The sequence below is a fragment of the Ruegeria sp. R8_1 genome (assembly GCF_017743815.1).
Classification (GTDB): domain Bacteria; phylum Pseudomonadota; class Alphaproteobacteria; order Rhodobacterales; family Rhodobacteraceae; genus Ruegeria; species Ruegeria lacuscaerulensis_A.
Map to the genome: position 1 here is coordinate 795,496 of NZ_JAGHRL010000001.1, position 23,760 is coordinate 819,255.

Below are 23,760 nucleotides of genomic sequence, written 5' to 3' on the forward strand. Positions count from 1 at the left end.
CTGTGATCGCGTTGGGCGGGTTAGGCTTTGATCATGATTTCTCAAGTGATTCCTTCGCTGAGTCGCCCAATCCAGGCTTTGTGGCTGGCCATTGGACGGTTCGGTGGCAAAAACGGCCTTGTCATGAGCAGCCATGTCGCCATGTCGTTGATGTTGGCACTGTTCCCGTTTGTTCTGTTCACAGTGGCATTGGCCGGGTCCTTGTCACAAGGTTATGTCACCGAGGAACTGATCGAATTGATCTTTGGCGCATGGCCCAAGGATGTAGCCGATCCCATCGTATCCGAACTTCGCGCAGTGCTAGAGCAATCGGGGTCGGGCGTGATTACTTTGGGCGGCCTTTTGGCGATCTTCTTTGCCTCGAACGGGGTGGTTGCCGTCAGGGCGGCCATGAATCAGGCTTATCATGATCAGGACAGTTGGCCATTCTGGAAAACCCGGCTGCTGTGCCTTGGTCTGGTGATCATCGGTGGGGCGACAATTCTGGCCATCGCTGCAGTCGAGGTCATCTTGCCGGTTTACACCAAACTGGTTTCGGAAAAGACAGATGTAAACGTATCGCATTGGTTGTCCGTGGACCGCCTGCGCTGGACGTTTACCGTCGCCGTTCCAGCCGGAACTGTCTTATTGGCGCATTTGATCCTGCCCACACGGCGCCATTCCATGTCACAAATTCTGCCTGGGGTCTTGCTGACCTTGGCGCTTTGGGCCGCGGGAGGATGGGGCTTTTCAATATATATCAGCCAATTCGCATCCTACAGTGCCACCTATGCAGGTTTGGCCGGAGCGATGGCTGCCCTGATCTTTTTGTATCTCTGCGCAGCGATCCTGATATTGGGTGCGGAATACAATGGCGCGCTCATGGATTTGCAAGTTGGCGATGATGGGAACCAATCGTGAAAGCTCTTTGGATTATCCTTGGCCTGATGCTGCCGACCTTCGCCGCAGCTCAGGTGCCCGTCTATGTCGGTTCCGATCAATGTAAAGACTGTCACGAGGCTGAGGCCGCGGCGTGGTCGCAATCTCATCACGCCTTGGCCTGGACAGACGTGGAGGACGGTCATGTTGTTGCGGATTTCAATGGTACGCAGTTCGACCATGATGGGATGTCTGTCCTTTTTGCCGGTGACGGCGAACTGCGCGCCAGGGTCACGGAGAAAGACGGGGTATCCAACGATTACACGGTACACTCGGTCGTGGGTATCGAACCCCTGCAGCAATACCTTTTCGAAACCCAACCGGGTCAATTGCAAAGCTTTGATGTCGTTTGGGACACTGAAGAAAACCGTTGGTTCCACTTATACCCGGATCAGGACTTGCCGCCCGATGATGGGTTGCACTGGACCGGCCCCTATAAAAACTGGAATGCGCGCTGTGCCGAGTGTCACGCCACTGGCTTTGACAAGAACTATGACGCAGGCACGCGCTCATATGCTTCTACCCAGGCGGAAATTGGGGTCGGGTGTGAAGCATGCCATGGGCCAGGCTCGGCGCATATTGACTGGACGAACGGGCAGGGGGGAAGCCCCGGCCTGACGGAATATGGCTTCACGATGGAATGGGGCGCGGGGCAGACTGAGGCCGAGATACAGCAGTGTGCCGGTTGCCATTCCCGCCGCGAGGCGCATGGGGATGGCAACCCGTTGCCGGGCACGGCGTATCACGATGCCTACAACCTGGCGGTTTTGCGGCCGGGGCTCTACCACCCGGATGGCCAAATTCTGGACGAGGTCTACGTCTATGGCTCGTTCCTGCAGTCGCGGATGTATGCGCAAGGGGTTGGCTGCATGGATTGCCACGAGCCACATAGCGCGACGCTTAAGGCAGAAGGAAACGGGCTGTGTACGCAATGCCATTCGGTTGCGGGGAATGACCGCTTTCCGACCCTTGCCCGCGCAGAATACGACACGTCTGCGCATCATAACCATCCCGATGGTAGCGCAGGGGCACAGTGCAAATCGTGCCACATGATTGAACGGGTTTACATGGGTGTGGATGGCCGTCGCGATCACAGTTTTCGCGTCCCACGTCCCGATCTTGCACTGGGTCAGGATGCCTGCACCGATTGCCATACGGATCAAAACCAATCCTGGGCTGCCGCACAAATAGCCGATTGGTTTCCGGAATCGTCTCACCGTGGTCCCCATTATGGAACTGTATTCAACGCTGCAATGACGGGGCAGGCCGAAGGACCATCGGCGCTGTTGGGTCTTGCGGGTGATCAGACGCAACCGGGTATTGTCAGGGCGACAGCCGCATATCTATTGCAGAACTATGGCTCGGCGGAAGTTGCTGCACAGTCTGCAGGGTTGCTGTCTGACCAAGATCCTTTGGTCCGGGCGAACGCTGCGGTGTTGCAACGTTCCGCCGAGCTCCGCGATCAGATTGAGCGGCTGGAACCTTTGTTGTCCGATCCGCTGTTGAGCGTGCGAATTGCTGTCGCCAAAGAGCTTCTGACCATTCCGCATCAAGCCCTGACCGCCGGGCAACAGTCAAAGGCTGGTCAGGCGATGGCAGAATGGCAGGATGCCATTGCCAATCGGCTGGACTTTCCAGAAACCCATATGGTGCTGGGCGGGATGGCTTTGACCTTTCGAAATGCGCCAGCCGCCGAACGCGCCTTCCGTGAGGTGATACAACTGGATCCACAGAGAGCTGAGGCATGGCCCATTCTGGTGCAACTGGTCCAACTCAACTACGGAACCGAAGCGGCTCTGGACGTGCTAAGCCAAGGGTTGGACCGGGTACCCGATCACCCGGATCTGCTGCAACTGCAAAGGCAGTTGGCCCGCTAAAACGGCACCGCTTCGCCTGGTTTCGGCCATTTTCGCGGCAAATTTCACCTGTAACAGGACGGGGCGGGTAGAAAACCCGTTGTGTTAAAAGGTGCCCCATGTCCGACAAACCGGTCCATACGTCGCAACTGCAACGGCCACTTTCCCTCTCCCAACGGATCGAGGAGTTGCGAACGCGCAAGCCGGAATACCTGAACCATGGTGAGGCGCTGTTGATGCAGGGGATTGCTACGGCGTCGCTGCGTCAACAGGTACTGGCGGGTGATTTTATTTCGCTCGAAGATTAAGGTCAGCCACGAAAGCCTGTTGCTACAACAAATTTTTCGGAACTGTCCGACCGTGAAGCGGGCGGTTTTACGTTGGCGACCTTGTTGAACTTCTGTTTTAGCAATTTTTGCAAGTCGCCTTCTGCGCCCCCGGCAAGCACCTTGGCCACAAAGGTTCCACCTTCCTCAAGGACATCAAAGGCGAAATAGGCGGCGGCCTCGCACAACGCCATGATACGCAAATGGTCTGTCTGCTTGTGCCCTGATGAGGCTGCGGCCATGTCCGACATGACCACATCGGCCTTGCCGTCCAACCACTCTTTGACCTTGTTGTCCGCGTCGTCTTCCATGAAGTCCAAAACGTGGGCGATCGCACCTGCGACCGGTTCGACCTCTTGCAGGTCCACACCCAGAACTGTCCCGATGCGCTTACCGCTTTTCTCACCCAGCGCATTCACTCGTTTGACGGCGACCTGCAGCCAGCCGCCGGGAGCACAGCCCAAGTCAACGACACGAGCGCCGGGGACCAGAAAACGGAATTTGTCGTCCAGTTCCAATATTTTGAACGCCGCGCGCCCCCGGTACCCCTCGGCCTGCGCACGCTTGACATACGGATCGTTCAGCTGCCGCTCGAGCCAGCGGGTCGAGCTGAGTTTGCGTCCTCGGGCGGTCTTTACCTTAACCTTCAAATCGCGTTGTCCGCGTCCCGAGTTGCTTTTTCCAGTCGGTGTTTTGGCCATGTGTGGTCTCCTGAAGACTGGGGGCGTTTACCGGCTTGGTCTAGGGTTATCAAGTTGATCCTGTCGGTGCGTCCATCAATAGCAGATCGGGCCAAGGAGAAGAAACACCAAAGCCCAGCCAACCCAGACAGTTTGCCCCCGTGGACAAAACGGAGGGCTTCGGAACATCAGGGTGCGAAACCTCGTTCAAAAACGCCAGCGCATCCGGGCATTGGTTATCGGGCACTGACAGCGCAATGCCCCCTATGGCCAGTGCGTAATGCGGTAGTGTGTTTGCAATCTGAAAACCGGGGCAGAACACGTCAAATCCGGCTGCTTCAAGACAGCAAATCGTGGTTGCTGCGGTCGATGTGCGATAGGCCAGGGCAACGACGGTCAGCGGCATCGAAGATATGGTCCTAAAAAGGTCCGTCTTCCAACACACCGTCCGCGCTCATTTGTGCGTATAGCAGACCTTCGCGCAGACCGCGATCGGCTACCGAAAGACGGTCGGTGGGCCAGCAGCGCAGCAACGCCTGCAAAATGGCCGAGCCCGACATGATCAAAGCCTGTCGGTCATCGCCGATCCTTGGGTCACGCCGCCGCCCCTGAGGGCCAAGCTCCAGATACCCGCGTATCACCTTGTCAATCTGATCGCTGGTCATGCGCAGACCGTCCACTTTGGTTCGGTCATAGCGCTTTAATCCCAGATGGGACGCGGCAACGGTTGTAACCGTGCCGCTGGTGCCAACAATCTGGAAGCCCTCCCGCGTCTGTTCGTCCTTGTAGGGGGCAAAATCTGCAAGGTTTTCCTCGAAAAACCAGCTCATGAGAGCAAAGCGGGCCGAGTCGTCTTCGACATCGTTAAACTGATCGCGCAGTGTTGCGACACCCAAGGGAACACTGATCCAGTCCACAACTTTGGCAGACGGAAAGGGGTTGTCGGCGGTTTGAAACCCGTGATGCAGTCGCATGATCGCTGCGGGCCTATCGCGGCGCAAAACCGAAGAAAGGTCGATCCAAACAAGTTCTGTCGAACCGCCGCCGATATCAACGACCAGCAACTGCTCGGTCTTGGTCGACACAAGCGGCGCGCATGAGATAACGGCCAGACGGGCCTCTTCCTCGGGTTGGATGATCTCAAGGGTCAGGCCGGTTTCCCGTTTGACCTGCCGGATGAAATCACGCGAATTCTTGGCGCGACGGCACGCTTCGGTGGCAACCAGCCGCATCCGTTTGACTTTGTTACGCTTCAGCTTCTGCTGGCAGATTCGCAATGCCTGAATGGTGCGCGCCATCGAAGACCGAGACAGCCGTCCGGTCCGTTCGAGCCCCGCGCCAAGCTGCACGGATTTCGAGAAACTGTCGACCACATGAAAGCCGCTGCCCTTGGGCTGGGCGATCAACATGCGACAACTATTTGTACCCAGATCCAGCGCCGCGTATAGCGCATCGGGATCGGGCCTTGCCGGCGCGGGGCTTTCGACCGCTTTCGGGAACGCGCCCGCACCTTTGGGACGCTTGGGCGCCATTCGTAACGCCCTCCGATTTTCGAGTTACCCCGACCATAGGTCGCGTGTTCTGATCGCGCAAGACACTCATTATAGTGATGAGAATTTTGATATGCGTGAACGTTGAACTATTCGTTACAAACCCGCTATCCCATCGTGAGCCAAAAGGTCGTTTGAAATACGCCTTGTGTCGAAAACCGACCGACTTGTGCCCATATAGAAGTCTAGAACCGGTGCATCTGGTTAGGAGGAATCAACAGCGATGCCTGACGTCACCATCGTATACTGGCGCGATATTCCCGCCCAAGTCATCGTCGGCAAAGGCCGGCGGGGCGCAAAGCGGCAATTGGAGGAGCGGTTCGAGCAAGCTATCGACCGGGCGGCCATGAAGGTGAACGCCAAGGATAGCGATGCCTACCTGGCCGAATGGCGCAAAGCCGAGCCTTTTGCGGTTGAGGGCGATCCGTCCGACATCGCCGAGGCCGAGGCAGCGCGCTTGGAAGCTGAATATGATCAGGATCGCATCAAAGCTCTGATCGCGAATGATGGTTGGGCATGAGCCCGAGATCTTTATGGGAGGCCACGATGGCTCTGTTGAACTTCAAGAAACGTGCTGCCGTCGAAAGCGGCCCTGTGAACCCGACCGTCGAAGCCTTTTTGCAGGGCTACTCGATTGAAGTGATGCCGCGCACCGCCGAAAAGGTCGAAGACTTCAAAGCGCTGCTGCCCGAAGGCACCCGCGTCTACATCGCTCATATCGAGGGCACGCCCATCGAGGACATGGTCAAGACGGCCAAACGTCTGGCCGATGACGGCTATCCGGTCATGCCGCATTTTCCGGCGCGGATCATCAAGGATGCGGCCACATTGGAAAACTGGATTTCCATGTATCAGGGCGAAGCGGGCGTCGAGCAGGCTTTGCTGCTGGCTGGCGGTGTCGAAAAACCACATGGCGATTTCGAAAGCTCGATGCAGCTGCTGGAATCTGGCCTGTTCGACAAAGCTGGTTTCAAACGCCTGCACGTGGCTGGCCACCCCGAGGGCAACAAGGACATCGACCCTGACGGCTCGACCAAAAATGTCGATGACGCGCTGCGCTGGAAGCAGAAATTCAGCGAAACGACGGATGCCGAAATGGCGCTGGCCACGCAGTTCGCCTTTGATGCCAAACCGATCATCGCATGGGCGGATGGCTTGAAAGAGGCGGGCATCGACCTGCCGATCCATATCGGTATCGCGGGTCCGGCCAAGCTGCAGACCCTGATCAAGTTCGCCATTGCGTGCGGCGTTGGGCCTTCGCTGAAAGTGCTGCAGAAACGCGCCATGGACGTGTCCAAGCTGCTTCTGCCTTATGAGCCTACCGATGTTTTGACCGAGCTGGCCAACCACAAGGCGGCCAACCCCGATTTCAACATCACCAACGTACACTTCTTCCCGCTGGGTGGCATCAAGACCAACGCCACCTGGGCGATCAATAACGGTGGCGCTTCGGCAAAGCCTGCAAACTCCTAAGGAACGGATATGACCCGTACAGTCGTAGAATCAAAAACAAAAACCGCCGTTCTGGGCTTTGATGAACCGTTCTGCGTGATCGGTGAACGGATCAATCCCACCGGCCGCAAGAAACTGGCTGCGGAACTGGAAGCGGGCGATTTCTCGACTGTCGAGAAAGACGCCATCGCGCAGGTTGCAGCAGGGGCGACCGTTCTGGATATCAACGCGGGCGTTGTCTACAACTCGAACCCCAACCCGAACGAGACCGAGCCGCCGCTGATGACCAAGATCGTCGAGCTGGTGCAGGGGCTGGTGGATGTGCCGCTGTGCATCGACAGCTCGGTCCCCGGCGCGCTGGAGGCGGGTCTTGAGGCGGCTGAAGGCCGGCCGCTGCTGAACTCGGTCACGGGCGAGGAAGAGCGTCTGGAACTGGTGCTGCCGCTGGTCAAGAAATACAACGTGCCGGTTGTGGCGATCTCGAACGACGACACTGGGATTTCCGAAGACCCCGATGTCCGTTTCGCCGTTGCGAAAACCATTGTTGAGCGTGCTGCTGACTATGGCATCCCCGCGCATGACATCGTGGTTGACCCGCTGGTGATGCCCATCGGCGCGATGGCAACGGCCGGTCAGCAGGTGTTTGCGCTGGTCCGTCGTCTGCGCGAAGAACTGGGCGTGAACACCACCTGCGGTGCCTCCAACATCTCGTTCGGTCTGCCCAACCGTCATGGCATCAACAATGCGTTCCTGCCGATGGCGATGGGCGCTGGCATGACTTCGGCGATCATGAACCCGGTTGCCTTGCCGGTTGGCCCCAAAAAACTGGCAGAAAAGAAGGCCGAGGTTGAAGCCAAGGGCATCGTTCTGCCTGCGGACATGGACGATGAGACCTTCTGCCAGTTGTTCGGACTGGGCTCGACCCAACCGCGTGCCGGTAAGGAAATGGAGGCCATCCGCGCCGCCAATCTGTTGACAAACAATGACCCGCATGGCGGTGAGTGGATCAAGTTCAACAAATCCCCTGAAGAAGCCGGTGCAGCCGGTGGTGCAGGTGGCCGTCGTGGCGGTGGCCGTCGTCGCCGCGCCTGATCTTTCGGAACTGACCTTGAAGGCCGGGCACAATGCCCGGCCTTTTTCGTTTTGACACCGATCAAGGTCTCTGGTGGCCGTAATTGCGACACTGTCCTGGATTTTACCGAAATCAGGGCATTGAAATGACCAAGCACTTTCCCCCGAAACTGGCCGAGGCCGATCTATCCCTGCGGTTGGGCAAGAAAGAATATTTTGAGGAACTCGTCGAGTTGCAAGCTCAGCTGGCACTGATCCAACAGGCGTTTCTATTTCACGGGGTCAAAGGTGTGTTGGTCTTCGAAGGCTGGGACGCTGCGGGCAAGGGCGGCACGATCCGCCGCATCAGCCAGGCGCTGGACCCGCGCAGTTTCAAAGTCTGGCCCATCGGCGCGCCGCGTAACTACTATCTGAACCGCCACTATCTGCTGCGGTTTTGGGAGAGGTTACCGCCCGAGGGCGCGATCTCGGCCTTTGACCGCAGTTGGTATGGGCGGGTGCTGGTCGAGCGGTTGGAAAAGTTCACGCCCGAACACCGTTGGCGCGCCGCCTATGCCGAAATCAATGGTTTCGAACGGATGCTGGTGGATGATGGAACTCGGATCGTGAAACTGTTCTTTCATATCTCACCCGAAGAACAGATGGCGCGCTTCACCGAACGCCTGCGCAACCCGATGAAACGCTGGAAACTCACCTATGAAGATTTCCGCAACCGCGAACGCTGGGCCGAGGCCGAGGTGGCGGTGGATGAGATGCTGGCGCGCACCTCAACGGAAATCGCGCCGTGGCATGTGATCCCGGCCAACAACAAGAAATACGCGCGGATCAAAGCGATGCGCGCGATTGTTGAGGCGTTCTCGGACGGGATCGACCTGAACCCGCAGCATTTGGATCAGCGCACTTTGGACGCGGCCAGCGAAGCCTTGGACGTGGAACAATCGCTGATAGACAGCCTGCGCGCCCGTACGGAATAATCGCGTGTTCGTCTGCGGAATGGCGCTTGCAGTCGGGTCGCGCGGGATGCTATCCCGATCCAAGCGGCGGGTATGGTGAAAAGGTATCACACGAGCTTCCCAAGCTCTTGTTACGGGTTCGATTCCCGTTACCCGCTCCAGATCAGCCCGGCCTGCGTGCCTGAAACAGGTTTATCAGGGCCGGTATTTCAACAACATCTCCAGTGGCATAGGGCCTGAACTCCTCGGCCACAGCCTGCCGAATTGCGGCGACATCTTCGGGTGTGCCGTCGAAATGGGCGATCACCCGTGCGGCGGGTCCGATCCGCGTACATAGCGCCGCGCTGTCTTCAAGCGTGCCCCGAACGGGCAGGGTGAGGGGTACGGCATCGACAGTGATGTCGGTCAGGCCAGCTTCGGCCAGCAACCCGCTGACTCGATCTTGATCGTGAAATGCCAAAGGGCCGGGGGCGTTGCGGTCGACTTTGGGCGGGGTGCCAAGCCGTTCGGTCGCTGCGATGTGGGGCAGGCGGAACCACGGGTTGCCAGATAGCGGCCCCCAAGCGGCGAAACACATCCGACCGCCGGGTTTCAGCGCACGCGCCATGTTGGCAAAGGCGGCCACGGTGTCCTCAAAAAACATCACCCCAAAGCGCGAGATCAGGATATCGCGGTCGCCCTCCTCAAACGGATGGGTCTGCGCGTCGGCGAATTGAAAGCCGATATTTGCGTGGCTGTTGGTCTGCGCGCGCTCTGCCGCCCGTTTCAGAAACGGCTGTGAGAAGTCAGCGGCCAGAACATGCCCGTCCGGACCAACAGCCTGCGCCGCCAGAATCGTGCTGGCCCCTGTGCCGCAGCCGATATCCAACACGCGCTGCCCCGGTTGCAGGGCGGCGCGCTCCAGCACCAGATCCAGAACGGGGGCCAGAAGCGCATCCATCTGGTCCTCATAGGTCAGCCATTTCGCGCCCGAGGGGGAGTTGCCCCAGAATTCGGCCTGTTCTTCGTTTGCTATGGTCATGGTGCCTCCTGCCGGGGACTATGACCTGCGGCGACGGCGACGGCCAGATTTTTCCTCATCCCCGCCGCCGGTGTTGAACGAAGGTGAAGGCAGCGTGACAACCTGCGCCAGTTCCGGGAACGGGTCGGTCTTGTGCGGGATCGCGTTGGCGGCGACGAAATGATCCTGAAACTTGGGCTCGATGGCGGTTTCGACCTTGGTGATCTCGCGTACGACGCGCTCAATCTCGGTGCGCGCGCCGATGTTGCACAGGGCGATCCGAGCGCCGGTTCCGGCGGCGTTGCCCGCGCTTGAGACCTTGTCCAGCGGCGCGTCGGGGATCATGCCCAACACCATCGCGTGTTTGGTCGAGATATGTGCGCCAAACGCCCCGGCCAGAACCACGCGATCCACGGTGTCGACCTCCATCTCGTCCATCAGCAGGCGCGCACCGGCATAGAGCGCCGATTTCGCCAGTTGGATGGCACGGATGTCGCCCTGGGTCACGGTGATGCGCGGGCCGCCCTCGGCGCTGGCATCGTGGATCAGATAGGAATGCGTGCGGCCTTCGGGGACGCAGCGCGCGGTGCCGGTTTGTTCAGCCGAGCCAATCAGACCGCTTTCATCCAGCAGCCCGGCGATGCGCATCTCGGCCACAGCCTCGATAATGCCCGAGCCGCAGATGCCGGTGATTCCGGTGGTGGCGATGTCGAGATCGAAGCCGTCCTCATCAGACCATTTGTCCGACCCGATGATGCGGAAACGGGGGTCTTTGGTAACGGGGTCAATCTCGATCCGTTCAATCGCGCCGGGGGCGGCGCGCTGGCCGGAACTGATCTGCGCGCCCTCAAACGCTGGACCGGTGGGCGAGGAACAGGCCAGCACGCGCGTGGTGTTGCCCAGCAGGATTTCCGCATTGGTGCCCACATCGACGATCAGCACGAGGTCTTCGGACTTGCCGGGTTCCTCGGAGAGCGCCACGGCGGCACAGTCGGCCCCCACATGGCCCGCGATGCAGGGCAGGATATAGACCTGCGCGCGGGGGTTCATCTTGGTCAGGTCCATATCACGCGCGGGCAGGGACATGCTTTCGGATGTGGCCAGCGCGAAAGGGGCTTGCCCCAGCTCGACCGGATCCAGACCCAGCAGCAGGTGGTGCATGACCGGGTTGCAGACGAACACCGTCTCCACGATCAGCGGGGCGTCGATCCCGGCTTCATCCGCGATCGAGGTGGTCAGGTCGTTGATCGCCTCGCGCACGGCGCGGGTCATTTCCTGATCACCGCCGGGGTTCATCATGGCGTAGGAGACGCGGCTCATCAGGTCTTCGCCAAAGCGGATCTGCGGGTTCATCAGGCCGGAGGATGCCTTGACCTCACCCGTTTCCAAGTCGGTCAGGTGGGCGGCGACAGTGGTTGAGCCAAGGTCGATGGCCAGTCCGTACAGGCCGCCTTCATGCAGACCGGGCCAGATTTCGACCACTTTGGCGACCTCATCCTTGTGGCCTTTGTGGAGCGCCACAGTGACCTCCCACTTGCCCTTGCGCAGCACCGGTTGCAGCTTGGCCATCAGCGACAGATCGGCGGTGACGGCCTCAATGTTCCACTGCTCGCGTAGGGCACGTTCCAGTCGTTCCAGATCGCCGGTGGGCGAGTGCATGTCGGGTTCTTCGACCACCACGAAATACAGCCGCGTCGCCGGGTCCATGGTGATGGCGCGCGCAGCTGCGGCCTTACGCACCACTTGACGGTGGACCTGCGATTCAGGCGGAACGTCGATCACGATATCGCCCTGAACCGTCGCCTGACAGCCCAGACGGCGGCCCGGTTTCAGCCCGCGCTTGTCGTCATAGCGTTGTTCGACCGCGTTCCATTCGCTCAGCGCGTCCTCGGATACGGTGACACCGTGCTTGGGAAACTCGCCATAGCTGGGCGTGATCTGACATTTGGAACAAATCCCGCGCCCGCCGCAGACCGAATCCAGATCGACGCCCAACTGCCGGGCGGCGGTCAGAACCGGTGTGCCGACGGGGAAATGCCCGCGTTTGCCCGAGGGGGTAAAGACGACAAGGGGGTCGGTGGTCATATCTGGCCTGCCTTTTGTATTCGCGCGTATGCCGGGGAAGATATGGGTTTGTGCGCAAAGGGAAAGGCCAATCAGCGGCAGGTTTTGCGCAACTTGCGTCGTTTTTCAGCGTAGCATCGGCTCGCATTGGACAACTAGTTTAGGTCAGGGGCTTTTCCTTAGCTGCAATCCATGTCATAGGGTCGCCGTCAAACGGGGTTTTGCATGGGGTTAGCAGATGCAGATTCGTGAGGCACTCACCTTTGACGACGTACTTCTGGTTCCGGGCGCATCTTCTGTGCTGCCCGCAACGGCGGATACGACCACGCGTGTGACGCGCGAGATCACCATGAACATCCCGCTGTTGAGTTCGGCGATGGACACTGTGACCGAAGCACGCATGGCCATCGCCATGGCGCAGGCTGGTGGCATCGGAGTGATCCACAAGAACCTGACGACCGAGGAACAGGCCCGCGAAGTGCGCCGGGTCAAGCGCTTCGAATCCGGTATCGTTTATAACCCCGTGACCTTGCACGCCGATCAGACGCTGGCCGACGCGCAGGCGCTGGTCGAGCGGTACAATTTCACCGGCTTCCCCGTCATTGATTCCGATGGTCGCGTCGTGGGTATCGTGACCAACCGGGACATGCGCTTTGCGACCTCTGATGATCAACCGATCCACGCGATGATGACCACCGACAATCTGGCAATGCTGCAGGAACCAGCTGATCTGGAAGAAGCCAAAAGCCTGATGAAGGCGCGTCGGATCGAAAAACTGCTGGTGGTCGATGGCACAGGTAAACTGACCGGTCTGTTGACGCTGAAAGACACAGAGCAGGCTGTGTTGAACCCGACCGCATGTAAAGACCGTCTGGGTCGGTTGCGCGTAGCCGCGGCGACGTCAGTCGGGGATGCAGGGTTCGAGCGGTCCGAACAGCTGGTAGATTCAGGCGTCGACATCATCGTGGTCGATACCGCACATGGCCACTCGCAGGGCGTTCTGGACGCGGTGAAGCGGGTCAAGACCCTGTCGAACGAGGTTCAGATCATCGCCGGCAACGTCGCCACCGGTGACGCAACGAAGGCGCTGATTGATGCGGGCGCGGATGCGATCAAGGTGGGGATCGGGCCGGGCTCGATCTGTACCACGCGGATGGTGGCCGGTGTGGGCGTGCCCCAACTGACGGCGATCATGGATTGCGCCTCGGCCGCCGGAGACGTTCCGGTGATTGCCGATGGCGGCATCAAGTTCTCGGGCGATTTCGCCAAGGCGATTGCGGCGGGGGCGTCCTGCGCCATGGTCGGCTCGATGATTGCGGGCACCGATGAAAGCCCCGGTGAGGTCATTCTGTATCAGGGTCGCTCGTTCAAATCCTATCGCGGCATGGGCAGCCTGGGCGCAATGGCGCGTGGCTCGGCGGATCGCTATTTCCAGAAGGACGCCGCCAACGACAAGCTGGTGCCCGAAGGGATCGAGGGGCAGGTGCCCTATAAAGGGTCTGCCAGCGCTGTTGTGCACCAACTGGTCGGCGGTTTGCGCGCGGCCATGGGATATACCGGCTGTGCCACCGTGGAAGAGATGCGCAGGAACTGCAATTTCGTAAAGATCACTGGCGCAGGGCTCAAAGAAAGCCACGTGCATGACGTGCAGATCACTCGTGAAAGCCCGAACTATCGGGTGATGTAACCTGCTTTAAGTTACATTGCGGCGTCCTGTTCGGGCGCCGCTTTGTGTTTCTACAGACGCATGGGACGACTTTATGACCCCCGCAGCCCGCATTCAGGCCTCTATTGAAATCCTTGACGAAATTCTCAGGGATGTTCCGGTCGAAAAGGCCCTGACAGGGTGGGCGCGACGCAGCCGTTTTGCCGGTTCCAAGGACCGGGCGGCTGTTCGGGATCACGTGTTCGGAGCGTTGCGGTGCAAGCGGTCTTTCGCGGCCTTGGGCGGGGCCGAAACTGGGCGTGGCTTGATGCTTGGGGCCCTGAGGGCGGCAAGGAGTGACCCGAACGATCTGTTCACGGGTGTTGGGCACGCCCCTGCGCCCGTTGGAGAGGACGAAACTGGGCGCGCATTCCTGTCTGAGGCCGAGCAATACGACATCCCCGACTGGTTGTGGTCATTGTTTCAAGCCTCTTTGAAGGACCAGGCAATCAACGTAGCGCAAGCCTTGCAAACCCGCGCTCCGGTGCATTTGCGTGTCAACCTGATCAAATCGGATTCGGATCGCGCGATTGCTGCGTTGGCGGCAGATGGTATCACTGCCCGCGCGCATGACGCCTGCGACACGGCGTTGGAGGTTCTGGATGGCGCGCGTAAAGTCGCCCAGAGTCAGGCGTTTTTGACTGGGCTGGTCGAACTGCAGGACGCAGCCAGTCAAGCCATCGTTGCCGATCTGAATTTGCAACCAGGTCAGCGCGTTTTGGACTATTGCGCGGGCGGAGGTGGAAAATCGCTCGCCATTGCGGCGCATGTCGGGGTCGAAGCTTTTGCGCATGATGTTAATCCTGCGCGAATGAGAGATTTGCCTGATCGGGCCAAGCGCGCAGGGGCGCAAGTCACAATCCTGACGCCTGATGCCGTGCGGTCGCAAGCGCCTTTCGATGTGGTGCTTGTTGATGCTCCATGTTCGGGCAGCGGTTCCTGGAGACGCGCCCCGGCAGGAAAATGGGCTTTGACCCCGGAGCGTCTAAAGGAGTTGAGCGCGCTGCAATTAAGCATTCTCGAGGAAACATCTGGTTTTGTTTCCCCGGACGGAACGTTAGCTTATGCGACCTGTTCCATGCTGAACCCGGAAAACCAAGAAGTCGTTGAAAATTTCCTCGGCTCGCATTCCGGCTGGAACATGTCCTATCAGAAATTGTGGCTCGCAGCACACGGAACAGACGGTTTCTTCACTGCACACTTGACGCGATAGTTGTCAAAAAAATAGCAAGCATAGGTAGAGTGACTGCGATTTCATTAAGCGGTCTTTAACCTTATTTGGGCTCACTGGCGACAGGCCCAACATGCTGAGTTCTTAATGACTGAAGTTTCAAGTTTTTTGTCTGATCCTTCCATAAGGAAATCTCCGATTCCACTGCGACTGATGTCCGTGTTGGTATTTGGCATCGTCATCGGACTTGCACCTCTGACAGATGTTTTGCCAACCGGCTGGAAGACTGAGTTCGCCGTCGCCGGAATTTCATTGTTCACGGCAGGAGTTCTGGTCGCGCTCAAGGGTTGGTTTGCGGATTGGACGACCCGGCGGGCCATTGAGGTTATGAATACTTTCACTGAACAGGACTTATTTCCAGGCGTCATTGCCAATGCGGACGGGCTTGTTCTTTCGGCAAACGCAGCGGCTAAAGTCCAACTACACGCTTTCCCTGGTAACCGATTGGAAAACTGCTTGATGTCAGTTTTCGCCAATCCAGCCTCAATCCTTTTAAGGCTCCAGTCTCTGGCTGAGATTCACGGAAAGTCCAGCGAAGATGTGGTGACTATCGGGTCTACTATCCCGGTGACAGTATTCTCGGTCGGGCACGATCTGTATTGCTGGCGGTTTCACCTTGGGGCTGAAGGCCGTTGGGATGATGTGGCAGTTCCTGTTTTGACACTTGGGCGAAATGGAACTGTGCTGAGGGCCAATGGAATGGCCGAGCATGTATTGGGCTACAAACCGGAAAACACAGATCAAGTGTTCAATTCCCGCCACCCTGCACCGGGTGAGGTCACGCAGGCAAACGCGTCAAGCGCCCCATTGAATGTCACCGTGGCAGAGCTTTCTCGATCGGGGTCTGCGCGAGAAATGCTGGTTCTGCCTGTCCAAGTGACCACGCCACCGGCAACAGAAACACGTTTTGCGGATTTGCCGGTTCCAATCATGTGCATCGCACCGGACGGGGTCGTTCTGGATGCAAACAGATTGGCAATTAAATTGGTTGGCGATTTTCAGAAAGGCGAGACGAATGTCTCGCAAATGATGCAGGGATTGGGTTACCCGATTCAGGAGTGGTTGTCGCGCGCCGCTATCGAGGACGCCACGCCCAAATCCGAATTCTTGCGCCTGTCACGTCAAGACAAAGACGTTTTCGTTCAGGTCACGCTGAACAGAGTGGTGAATGATGGTCAGGTGTGCCTGATCGCCGTGCTCAACGATGCGACCGAGCTTAAGACACTTGAGGCTCAGTTTGTGCAGGGACAAAAGATGCAGGCTGTGGGGCAGCTTGCCGGGGGTGTCGCGCATGACTTCAACAATTTGCTGACGGCAATATCCGGCCATTGTGACCTGCTATTGCTGCGACACGATCAGAATGACCCGAACTATGGCGATTTGGTGCAGATAAACCAGAATGCGAACAGGGCGGCTGCTCTGGTCAGCCAACTATTGGCTTTTTCGCGCAAGCAAACGCTTCAGCCCGAGGTTCTGGACCTGCGCGACACAATTTCGGATCTGATTCACTTGTTGAACCGGCTGGTCGGTGAGAAAGTGCGTTTGACACTCAGCCATGATCCGGTTCTCAAGCCTGTCCGTGCTGATAAACGGCAGCTTGAACAGGTGTTCATGAACCTCGTGGTCAATGCCCGTGACGCGATGCCCGAAGGCGGGGAGGTTCGGATCGAAACCGAAGTCGTTTCGCTGACGGATCCTTTGCGCCGCGACCGCGCAACAGTTCCGCCGGGCGAGTATGTGACTGTAAAAGTCGTCGACAGTGGGGTGGGTATACCAGCAGACAAGCTGCAAAAAGTCTTCGAGCCTTTCTATACCACAAAAAGAACCGGCGAAGGTACGGGTCTGGGTCTTTCGACGGTGTATGGCATAGTCAAACAGACGGGCGGGTTTATTTTCGTCGACAGCGTGCAAGGGCAGGGCACGGAATTTACGGTGTTCTTGCCGATTTCAGCCACGCCGCAAAAGATCGAGCCCCGCCAGGACGTACAGCCCGAAGTTCTGAATGCTCGCCAGGGCGAAGGCGTCGTCCTACTGGTTGAGGATGAAGCACCGGTTCGTGCCTTTGCTACGCGGGCTCTGCGCTTGAAAGGTTACACGGTGCTCGAGGCCGACTCGGGTGAAGAAGCGTTGAGACTGCTAGAAGACGAAACATTGCATGTAGATGTGTTTGTAACCGATGTCGTGATGCCCGGACTCGATGGTCCAACCTGGGTACGAACTGCGATGGAAACGCGTGCAGATGTGCAGGTTATCTTCATGTCCGGTTACACCGAAGGCGCGTTCGGAGATTCGGGGCCTGAGATCGCAAACTCGGCCTTTTTGCCGAAACCATTCTCATTGAACCAATTGACCGAAGCGGTGTTTCGGCAAATGAACTGATACGCTACTGCGCTTTTTCGTGACACTCAAATTCCAGCGCATGACGTTTGCGGAACTTCTGTTCAGTCTCTGCACTTAGCGCCAAGTCACGGGTTGGAGAGACGTTTTCGCGCTGCAGAGCAATCTTCATGTCCAGTCGGTTTTCCAGAAAATCCAGAATCTTGTCTTGATTTTCGTATTTGAACACATGATCCGCGCCGCGGCCATTGCTGCGCGTGCGGAAAAACTGACTCTGACTGCCGACATCTGCGTATTCGGGGCGGGGTGACTTCATATAGGCCTGAACGTAGTCATCGAAACTCATGTCGCGTGTCGAGTGCGGATGCCCAATCCGTTCGTCACGGCTACGAAACTTGTACCAACTGCCTAACCAGTCGATTGGTTCCCGGACGACGGCCATGATCTCCATGTCGATGTCATACATTTTTCGAAAGATATTCTGAAAAAACCTGTCATATCGCCGAACTGGAGCGTGTTTCAACGCCGGAGGACCGGTCACGACAAGGTCCGCCCGGTCTTTCAGCGCTGAGTGATATGCGGTGCTGCCGGTTTTGGGAACAGCCAGAAACGCCAGGCGTTCCTCATAGAAAACAAGCATTTATGTGTCCGCCAGAACGAGTGGTTATCTTTGTACAGTGGCGTAAACGACTCTTTAACACAATTGCCCAAGAGTAAATATTGTAAGTTTTAGTTGAAATGTTCTCTTTTTGATCTCATAAGGAACAAGAGGCGAACAAAGCAGTGATTGCCGCCCGATCAAGGGTGTGACACAAGGGAAGGCGACAGGACAATGGCGGATCTTCTGACGATGAGCGACAAGAAAAACGCAGACAAGCAAAAGGCGCTCGACAGCGCGCTGGCCCAGATTGAACGGCAGTTCGGCAAAGGCTCGATCATGAAGCTGGGCGAGGATGCCAAACAGGATATCGAGGCCAGTTCGACCGGCTCACTGGGTCTGGATATCGCGCTGGGGATTGGCGGTCTGCCGATGGGCCGGATCGTTGAGATTTACGGGCCTGAAAGTTCCGGTAAAACAACGCTGACGCTGCATTGCATTGCAGAACAGCAAAAGCGCGGTGGTGTCTGTGCGTTCGTCGACGCGGAACACGCGCTGGACCCGCAATATGCTCGCAAGCTGGGCGTCGATCTGGATGAGCTGCTGATCTCGCAACCCGACACGGGTGAACAGGCTTTGGAGATTACCGATACGCTGGTGCGCTCGGGCGCGGTGAACATGGTCGTGGTCGACTCGGTGGCGGCGCTGACGCCGAAATCCGAGCTGGAGGGCGACATGGGCGACAGTAATGTCGGCGTGCAGGCCCGTCTGATGAGCCAGGCGATGCGAAAGCTGACCGGTTCGATCAGCCGCTCGAACTGTATGGTGATCTTCATCAACCAGATCCGGATGAAAATCGGTGTGATGTTTGGCAGCCCGGAGACGACCACTGGGGGTAACGCGCTGAAATTCTACAGCTCGGTTCGTTTGGACATCCGGCGTATCGGCGCGATCAAGGACCGCGACGAAGTGGTCGGCAATCAGACCCGCGTCAAGGTCGTCAAGAATAAGGTGGCCCCGCCGTTCAAACAGGTGGAATTCGACATCATGTATGGCGAAGGCATTAGCAAGATGGGCGAGCTGCTGGATCTGGGCGTTAAAGCCGGTGTGGTTGAGAAATCGGGTTCATGGTTCAGCTACGGCGATGAGCGGATCGGGCAGGGGCGTGAGAATGCCAAACAATATCTGCGCGATAACAGCCGCTCGGCACTGGAGATTGAGGATAAGATCCGTGCCGCGCATGGGTTGGATTTCGATATGCCACCCGGTGCTGCTGAGGATGACGATATCCTCGAAGCCTGACGGCATCCCGGAATTGTGAACGCAGGGCGGTCCATTGAGGCCGCCTTGTTTCGTTTGCGCAGCCTCACCTGTGGACTATCCGCAGGGACAGCGATAAACCCGTTTTCGAACAAGATGATTGCGCGCTGAGAGAGCCTTATGCCCACGCTGAACGATATCCGATCGACCTTTCTGAACTATTTCGCCAAACAAGGGCATGAGGTTGTGGCCTCCAGCCCGCTCGTGCCGCGCAATGACCCTACCCTGATGTTCGTGAACTCGGGCATGGTGCAGTTCAAGAACCTGTTCACCGGGCTTGAGACGCGCGATTACAGCCGCGCGACAACGGCGCAGAAATGTGTGCGCGCAGGTGGTAAACACAACGATCTGGACAATGTGGGCTATACCGCGCGCCACCACACATTCTTTGAAATGCTGGGGAATTTCTCGTTTGGGGATTACTTCAAGCATGACGCGATTCCCTTCGCGTGGGAGCTGATCACCAAGGAATTCGGTATCGACAAGAACCGCCTGCTGACGACGGTGTATCACACCGACGATGAGGCATTCGAGATCTGGAAGAAGGTCGGCGTGCCCGAAGACCGGATCATCCGCATCGCCACCAATGACAATTTCTGGCAGATGGGCCCGACCGGCCCCTGCGGCCCGTGCACCGAGATTTTCTATGACCACGGCGATCACATCTGGGGCGGCCCTCCGGGCTCGGCCGAGGAAGATGGCGACCGGTTCATCGAAATCTGGAACATCGTTTTCATGCAGAACGAGCAGTTCGAGGACGGCTCGATGGTGGAGCTGGACATGCAGTCCATTGATACCGGCATGGGGCTTGAGCGGATCGGCGCTCTGCTGCAGGGCAGCCACGACAACTATGACACGGATCTGTTCAAAACGCTGATTGAGGCGTCCGCCGATGCCACCGGCGTTGATCCTTATGGCGATCAGAACGTGCATCACCGCGTGATCGCGGATCACCTGCGGTCGACCTCGTTCCTGATTGCGGATGGCGTGATGCCCAGCAATGACGGGCGCGGTTACGTGTTGCGCCGGATCATGCGCCGCGCCATGCGCCATGCGCATCTGCTGGGCGCAAAAGACCCGGTGATGCACCGCCTCGTGCCCTCGCTGGTGCAGCTGATGGGCGCGCAATATACGGAGCTGGGGCAGGCGCAGGCGCTGATCGAAGAGACGCTGCTTCTGGAGGAAACCCGCTTCAAGCAGACCCTCGATCGCGGTCTGAAACTGCTGGATGATGAGGTCGCGGGCCTGCCCGAGGGCGAGGCTCTGCCCGGTGATGCGGCGTTCAAACTGTACGACACTTACGGCTTCCCGCTGGATTTGACGCAGGATGCTCTGCGCGAAAAGGGCCGGACTGTCGATACCGACGGGTTCGATGCGGCCATGGCCGAGCAAAAAGCCAAGGCGCGCGCGGCTTGGTCAGGTTCGGGTGAGGCCGCGGATCAGGCCGTGTGGTTTGACGTGCTGGACAGCGCCGGGGCTACGGATTTCCTTGGCTATGACACCGAAAAGGCCGAAGGGCAGGTGGCTGCTCTGGTCCTCGACGGCGCGCTGGTTGACGCCATCGAGCAGGGCGGCACCGGTTGGGTTATCGTGAACCAGACCCCGTTCTATGGTGAGGCCGGTGGTCAGGTTGGCGATACCGGTGAAATCCGGCGGCTTGAGAATTTGCAGGACGTGGCCACGGTCGAAGACACGCGCAAATTTGCCGAAGGTAAGGTCTATGCGCATAAGGTGACCGTCAGCCAAGGCACGCTGTCCAAAGGCGACGGGGTCGAGCTTGAGGTCGATCACACGCGCCGCAGCGCGATCCGGGCAAACCACTCGGCCACGCACCTGCTGCACGAGGCGCTGCGCGAAACGCTGGGCGACCATGTAGCGCAGCGCGGCTCTTTGAACGCGGCGGACCGGCTGCGGTTCGACTTCAGCCACTCCAAAGCGCTGAGCGTCGAAGAACTGCAAAGAGTCGAGCGTGAAGTGAACGCATTCATCCGCCAGAATTCGACCGTCGAGACGCGGATCATGACGCCCGACGACGCGCGTGATCTGGGCGCGCAGGCGCTGTTTGGTGAGAAATACGGCGATGAGGTGCGGGTTGTCTCGATGGGCAAGGCGGCCACGGGTAAAGGTCAGGACGGCGAAACGTGGTCGATTGAACTGTGCGGCGGCACCCATGTGCGCCAGACCGGGGACATCGGTACGTTCGTCGTGCTGGGCGACAGCGCCAGCAGCGCCGGCGTGCGCCGGATTGAAGCCCTGACCGGGGACGAGGCATTCCGCCACCTGTCGGCACAGGATCAGCGGCTGGGTCAGATCGCGTCCGAGCTGAAGGCGCAGCCTGATGATGTGGTTGGCCGTGTGAAGTCCCTGTTGGATGAACGCAAGGCGCTGCAAAACGAAGTGGCCCAGTTGCGCCGTGATCTCGCGATGGCGGGCGGCTCGGGGCAGGGCAGTCCCGAGGCGAAGGACGTGAACGGTGTGCCGTTTTTGGCGCAGGCGCTGACCGGCGTTTCTGGAAAAGACCTTCCCGCGCTGATCGATGAACACAAAAGCCGTCTGGGCACGGGCGCGGTTCTGCTGATCGCGGATGCGGGTGGCAAGGCGGCTGTAGCGGCCGGAGTGACCGCGGACCTGACCGAAAAGGTCTCGGCCGTGGATCTGGTGCGCGCCGCAGTGGTCGAGCTGGGCGGCAAGGGCGGCGGTGGTCGCCCGGACATGGCGCAAGGCGGTGGCCGAGATGCGTCGAATGCGGATGCGGCCATCAAAGCCGCCGAACAGGTATTGGAGGGGTAACATGCCCGCACTTTGGATCGCACATGTCACTGTGACGGACAACGAGGCTTACGGAAAGTACGCCGAGTTGGCGGGTCCGGCGATTGCCGCCCATGGGGGGCAATTCATTGCACGTGCTGCACGCTATGTGCAGCTTGAGGGAAAAGAGCGCCCGCGCAATGTAGTTGCCAGATTCCCCTCGGTCGAAGCCGCTGTCGAGTGTTACAACTCGCCCGACTACCAAAAGGCCCTTGATCACGCGCGTGGTGCGAGTGAACGCGAATTGGTCGTCGTCGAAATCACCGAATAGAATCATCAAGGCCGTCTGGTGAATGCTGCCGGACGGCCTAAAGAATGCGCGGATTTCGGCCTATATGTTATCTGGCCGTTTCAGTGAATTTAATTTTGAGATTGTTTTCTGTTTTTTAAATAATAACAATATCTTGCAACTAGTATATGCACTTTTCGGTTTTGTTGGTTGCCTCAATTGTGGCAGTAACCCGACAAATTCAGCGCGAAATGGTCATGAAAAGTGACGAATTTCCGCCTCTTTTTCCATCCACCTTAAGCCCAGATTGCGCTGCCGCGTCCGTTTACCGATAGTTTCCTAAATCGGAATACGGTCCTGTTTGTCGACAATCGTTCGGAGAGACCAGGATCGAGGGACAGGCATGAATTCGTTTGTAGAGCAGGCGTTCACCGCGACAGGCAGGGTTTTGGGTGTTTGCGCGATTCTCGCGGCAGTGAGTTTCGCTGGGAAATCTGTTGAAGCCAGCGAAGGAGACTTCATCAGAAGCGTGGCATCTACACCTCCGCCTGCCGGAGCAAGACAGTTGTGTCGCCAATACTCATGGGCATGTTCCAGCACTACTTCGGTGGCGATGACAAGCCAGCAGGAATTGCAGATTGTTAAACGCGTGAATCGTAAGATCAACCGGACCACGCGTGAGGTTACGGATCAATCTCAGTATAGAACCGTAGAGAGATGGGCGTTGCCGACCAGACGCGGTGGGGACTGCGAAGACTTTGCTCTTTTGAAAAAAAGAGATCTAATTCGCGCAGGAATTGACCCAAGTAAGCTGCTGATTGCGACGGTGCTGGATACGCGAAGAAATGCGCATGCCGTTTTGGTTTACAGATCCGCAGCAGGTGATCTGGTGCTGGATAATTTGACCAACACGATCAAACCGTGGTCGGATACCCGATATCTTTTCTTACGGATGCAAGACCCACGACAGCCAGAGAATTGGGTGGGTGTTTACCGCCGTAGTTAATTTGTGACCACTCGGTCGATGGAGATTGCCAAAGAAACGGGGCGCCAATTTTGGCGCCCCGTTTCTTTTGATCTTTGTTTGTATTGTCCGCAATAAGAGTGTTTCACGATCCTCATTGCGTTCAACCAGAGTCAGTTAGTTGAAAATACCACCTGACCCGCGGTTGCCGCCACCGACACCACCGACATTGCCACCATTGCCGTTGCCGTTGGTGCCGCCGCCGTTGCCGTTGTTGTTGCCGCCGTTTCCAGAACCTTGGCCTGATCCATTTGTGTTACCGCCGCCGTTGCCAGGATTGGGGTTATTCCCGTTGCCATTTCCGGGTCCGCCAAAGATGCTGCCACCGTTTCCGTTGCCGTTCCCGTTTCCGGTCCCGTTGCCACCACCATTGCCGTTGCCATTGTTGCCGCCACCATTGCCGGTGCCGGGGCCGGACCCTCCGGTGTTGCCACCGCCGTTACCGGGGTTGGGGTTGTTGCCATTACCATTTCCTGGGCCGCCGGTTCCGTCACCGCCGCCGCCGGTTCCACCACCGCCGCCGCCGGTTCCGCCACCGCCGCCGCCGGTTCCGCCACCGCCGCCGCCGGTTCCGCCACCGCCGCCGCCGGTTCCGCCACCGCCGCCGCCGGTTCCGCCACCGCCGCCGCCGGTTCCGC

At 58.4% G+C, this 23,760-nt stretch carries 21 protein-coding genes and 1 tRNA gene; 15 read left to right on the forward strand and 7 right to left on the reverse strand.

Features of this window, described 5'->3' with window-relative positions:
• Window positions 1-33 precede the first annotated feature (33 nt).
• The 3 genes from J7380_RS03975 (at window position 34) to J7380_RS03985 (ending at window position 3,082) form a co-directional block, all read left to right on the forward strand.
• Window positions 34-900: a YihY/virulence factor BrkB family protein gene (locus J7380_RS03975; RefSeq protein ID WP_209194578.1), complete on the forward strand. Its 867-nt coding sequence runs from the start codon at window positions 34-36 to the stop codon at window positions 898-900.
• Window positions 897-2,795, forward strand: a complete 1,899-nt coding sequence (locus J7380_RS03980) for a cytochrome c3 family protein (RefSeq protein WP_348539068.1) — start codon at window positions 897-899, stop codon at window positions 2,793-2,795. The genes J7380_RS03975 and J7380_RS03980 overlap by 4 nt, the downstream gene beginning before the upstream one ends.
• A gap of 98 nt (window positions 2,796-2,893) precedes the next feature.
• A complete protein-coding gene (locus J7380_RS03985; protein ID WP_170354244.1) occupies window positions 2,894-3,082 on the forward strand; it encodes a hypothetical protein in 189 nt (62 codons plus the stop codon).
• 2 nt (window positions 3,083-3,084) lie between these two features.
• Here J7380_RS03985 and J7380_RS03990 read toward each other — a convergent pair whose 3' ends face one another.
• Genes J7380_RS03990 through J7380_RS04000 form a run of 3 tightly spaced genes read right to left on the reverse strand, consistent with a single transcriptional unit; the run spans window position 3,085 to window position 5,312 of the window.
• Window positions 3,085-3,801: an RlmE family RNA methyltransferase gene (locus J7380_RS03990; protein ID WP_170354243.1), complete on the reverse strand. Its 717-nt coding sequence runs from the start codon at window positions 3,799-3,801 to the stop codon at window positions 3,085-3,087.
• A 49-nt stretch (window positions 3,802-3,850) separates the two neighbouring features.
• Window positions 3,851-4,186, reverse strand: a complete 336-nt coding sequence (locus tag J7380_RS03995; RefSeq protein ID WP_209194579.1) for a hypothetical protein — start codon at window positions 4,184-4,186, stop codon at window positions 3,851-3,853.
• A 13-nt stretch (window positions 4,187-4,199) separates the two neighbouring features.
• A complete protein-coding gene (locus J7380_RS04000; protein WP_209194580.1) occupies window positions 4,200-5,312 on the reverse strand; it encodes a Ppx/GppA phosphatase family protein in 1,113 nt (370 codons plus the stop codon).
• A gap of 241 nt (window positions 5,313-5,553) precedes the next feature.
• Here J7380_RS04000 and J7380_RS04005 point away from each other — a divergent pair, with 241 nt between their 5' ends.
• The 5 genes from J7380_RS04005 to J7380_RS04025 all read left to right on the forward strand — a co-directional run bounded on the left by J7380_RS04005 (window position 5,554) and on the right by J7380_RS04025 (window position 8,967).
• Window positions 5,554-5,850: a virulence factor gene (locus J7380_RS04005; RefSeq protein WP_170354240.1), complete on the forward strand. Its 297-nt coding sequence runs from the start codon at window positions 5,554-5,556 to the stop codon at window positions 5,848-5,850.
• A gap of 26 nt (window positions 5,851-5,876) precedes the next feature.
• The gene (locus J7380_RS04010; RefSeq protein ID WP_209194581.1) at window positions 5,877-6,803 is read left to right on the forward strand and encodes a methylenetetrahydrofolate reductase; all 927 of its coding nucleotides are present in this window, start codon (window positions 5,877-5,879) and stop codon (window positions 6,801-6,803) included.
• Window positions 6,804-6,812: 9 nt separating this feature from the next.
• Window positions 6,813-7,874 carry a methyltetrahydrofolate cobalamin methyltransferase gene (locus J7380_RS04015; RefSeq protein WP_209194582.1) on the forward strand — a complete coding sequence of 354 codons (1,062 nt, stop codon included), beginning with the start codon at window positions 6,813-6,815 and terminating at the stop codon, window positions 7,872-7,874.
• A gap of 125 nt (window positions 7,875-7,999) precedes the next feature.
• On the forward strand, window positions 8,000-8,827 hold the full coding sequence (locus tag J7380_RS04020; RefSeq protein WP_209194583.1) for a polyphosphate kinase 2: 828 nt from the start codon (window positions 8,000-8,002) through the stop codon (window positions 8,825-8,827).
• Between the two features lie 66 nt (window positions 8,828-8,893).
• A tRNA-Gly gene (locus J7380_RS04025) sits at window positions 8,894-8,967 on the forward strand.
• Between the two features lie 2 nt (window positions 8,968-8,969).
• On the opposite strand, the gene J7380_RS04030 is transcribed toward J7380_RS04025, so the two are convergent.
• Window positions 8,970-9,827 (reverse strand): class I SAM-dependent methyltransferase, encoded by an 858-nt coding sequence (locus tag J7380_RS04030; RefSeq protein ID WP_209194584.1) that lies wholly within the window; start codon window positions 9,825-9,827, stop codon window positions 8,970-8,972.
• Window positions 9,828-9,845: 18 nt separating this feature from the next.
• Window positions 9,846-11,891 carry an ASKHA domain-containing protein gene (locus tag J7380_RS04035; protein ID WP_209194585.1) on the reverse strand — a complete coding sequence of 682 codons (2,046 nt, stop codon included), beginning with the start codon at window positions 11,889-11,891 and terminating at the stop codon, window positions 9,846-9,848.
• A 217-nt stretch (window positions 11,892-12,108) separates the two neighbouring features.
• Between J7380_RS04035 and guaB the strand changes: the two genes are divergently transcribed.
• The 3 genes from guaB (at window position 12,109) to J7380_RS04050 (ending at window position 17,185) form a co-directional block, all read left to right on the forward strand.
• A complete protein-coding gene (gene guaB / locus J7380_RS04040; protein WP_209194586.1) occupies window positions 12,109-13,557 on the forward strand; it encodes an IMP dehydrogenase in 1,449 nt (482 codons plus the stop codon).
• A gap of 73 nt (window positions 13,558-13,630) precedes the next feature.
• Complete coding sequence (locus J7380_RS04045) at window positions 13,631-14,788, forward strand: RsmB/NOP family class I SAM-dependent RNA methyltransferase (RefSeq protein WP_209194587.1); 1,158 nt, start codon at window positions 13,631-13,633, stop codon at window positions 14,786-14,788.
• A gap of 171 nt (window positions 14,789-14,959) precedes the next feature.
• Window positions 14,960-17,185 (forward strand): PAS domain-containing sensor histidine kinase, encoded by a 2,226-nt coding sequence (locus tag J7380_RS04050; RefSeq protein ID WP_247742365.1) that lies wholly within the window; start codon window positions 14,960-14,962, stop codon window positions 17,183-17,185.
• Window positions 17,186-17,189: 4 nt separating this feature from the next.
• Here the strand turns inward: J7380_RS04050 and J7380_RS04055 are convergent, their stop codons facing one another.
• Complete coding sequence (locus J7380_RS04055; protein ID WP_209194589.1) at window positions 17,190-17,783, reverse strand: sulfotransferase family 2 domain-containing protein; 594 nt, start codon at window positions 17,781-17,783, stop codon at window positions 17,190-17,192.
• 192 nt (window positions 17,784-17,975) lie between these two features.
• Between J7380_RS04055 and recA the strand changes: the two genes are divergently transcribed.
• From recA to J7380_RS04075, 4 genes are all read left to right on the forward strand, one after another.
• Window positions 17,976-19,043: a recombinase RecA gene (recA, locus tag J7380_RS04060; protein ID WP_209194590.1), complete on the forward strand. Its 1,068-nt coding sequence runs from the start codon at window positions 17,976-17,978 to the stop codon at window positions 19,041-19,043.
• 138 nt (window positions 19,044-19,181) lie between these two features.
• The gene (alaS, locus tag J7380_RS04065) at window positions 19,182-21,851 is read left to right on the forward strand and encodes an alanine--tRNA ligase (RefSeq protein WP_209194591.1); all 2,670 of its coding nucleotides are present in this window, start codon (window positions 19,182-19,184) and stop codon (window positions 21,849-21,851) included.
• Window position 21,852: 1 nt separating this feature from the next.
• On the forward strand, window positions 21,853-22,140 hold the full coding sequence (locus J7380_RS04070; protein WP_209194592.1) for a DUF1330 domain-containing protein: 288 nt from the start codon (window positions 21,853-21,855) through the stop codon (window positions 22,138-22,140).
• A gap of 361 nt (window positions 22,141-22,501) precedes the next feature.
• Window positions 22,502-23,104 (forward strand): transglutaminase-like cysteine peptidase, encoded by a 603-nt coding sequence (locus J7380_RS04075; protein WP_209194593.1) that lies wholly within the window; start codon window positions 22,502-22,504, stop codon window positions 23,102-23,104.
• A gap of 135 nt (window positions 23,105-23,239) precedes the next feature.
• Here the strand turns inward: J7380_RS04075 and J7380_RS04080 are convergent.
• Window positions 23,240-23,760 (reverse strand): hypothetical protein (locus tag J7380_RS04080; RefSeq protein ID WP_209194594.1); only part of this gene is annotated, 521 nt, incomplete at its 5' end.

Excerpts from the sequence above, each read along its gene's own strand:
- J7380_RS03975 (WP_209194578.1), top strand. The coding sequence starts at position 34 with ATGATTTCTCAAGTGATTCCTTCGCTGAGTCGCCCAATCCAGGCTTTG.
- J7380_RS03985 (WP_170354244.1), top strand. The coding sequence starts at position 2,894 with ATGTCCGACAAACCGGTCCATACGTCGCAACTGCAACGGCCACTTTCC.
- J7380_RS03990 (WP_170354243.1), bottom strand. The coding sequence starts at position 3,801 with ATGGCCAAAACACCGACTGGAAAAAGCAACTCGGGACGCGGACAACGC.
- J7380_RS03995 (WP_209194579.1), bottom strand. The coding sequence starts at position 4,186 with ATGCCGCTGACCGTCGTTGCCCTGGCCTATCGCACATCGACCGCAGCA.
- J7380_RS04000 (WP_209194580.1), bottom strand. The coding sequence starts at position 5,312 with ATGGCGCCCAAGCGTCCCAAAGGTGCGGGCGCGTTCCCGAAAGCGGTC.
- J7380_RS04005 (WP_170354240.1), top strand. The coding sequence starts at position 5,554 with ATGCCTGACGTCACCATCGTATACTGGCGCGATATTCCCGCCCAAGTC.
- J7380_RS04010 (WP_209194581.1), top strand. The coding sequence starts at position 5,877 with ATGGCTCTGTTGAACTTCAAGAAACGTGCTGCCGTCGAAAGCGGCCCT.
- J7380_RS04015 (WP_209194582.1), top strand. The coding sequence starts at position 6,813 with ATGACCCGTACAGTCGTAGAATCAAAAACAAAAACCGCCGTTCTGGGC.
- J7380_RS04020 (WP_209194583.1), top strand. The coding sequence starts at position 8,000 with ATGACCAAGCACTTTCCCCCGAAACTGGCCGAGGCCGATCTATCCCTG.
- J7380_RS04030 (WP_209194584.1), bottom strand. The coding sequence starts at position 9,827 with ATGACCATAGCAAACGAAGAACAGGCCGAATTCTGGGGCAACTCCCCC.
- J7380_RS04035 (WP_209194585.1), bottom strand. The coding sequence starts at position 11,891 with ATGACCACCGACCCCCTTGTCGTCTTTACCCCCTCGGGCAAACGCGGG.
- guaB (WP_209194586.1), top strand. The coding sequence starts at position 12,109 with ATGCAGATTCGTGAGGCACTCACCTTTGACGACGTACTTCTGGTTCCG.
- J7380_RS04045 (WP_209194587.1), top strand. The coding sequence starts at position 13,631 with ATGACCCCCGCAGCCCGCATTCAGGCCTCTATTGAAATCCTTGACGAA.
- J7380_RS04050 (WP_247742365.1), top strand. The coding sequence starts at position 14,960 with ATGTCCGTGTTGGTATTTGGCATCGTCATCGGACTTGCACCTCTGACA.
- J7380_RS04055 (WP_209194589.1), bottom strand. The coding sequence starts at position 17,783 with ATGCTTGTTTTCTATGAGGAACGCCTGGCGTTTCTGGCTGTTCCCAAA.
- recA (WP_209194590.1), top strand. The coding sequence starts at position 17,976 with ATGGCGGATCTTCTGACGATGAGCGACAAGAAAAACGCAGACAAGCAA.
- alaS (WP_209194591.1), top strand. The coding sequence starts at position 19,182 with ATGCCCACGCTGAACGATATCCGATCGACCTTTCTGAACTATTTCGCC.
- J7380_RS04070 (WP_209194592.1), top strand. The coding sequence starts at position 21,853 with ATGCCCGCACTTTGGATCGCACATGTCACTGTGACGGACAACGAGGCT.
- J7380_RS04075 (WP_209194593.1), top strand. The coding sequence starts at position 22,502 with ATGAATTCGTTTGTAGAGCAGGCGTTCACCGCGACAGGCAGGGTTTTG.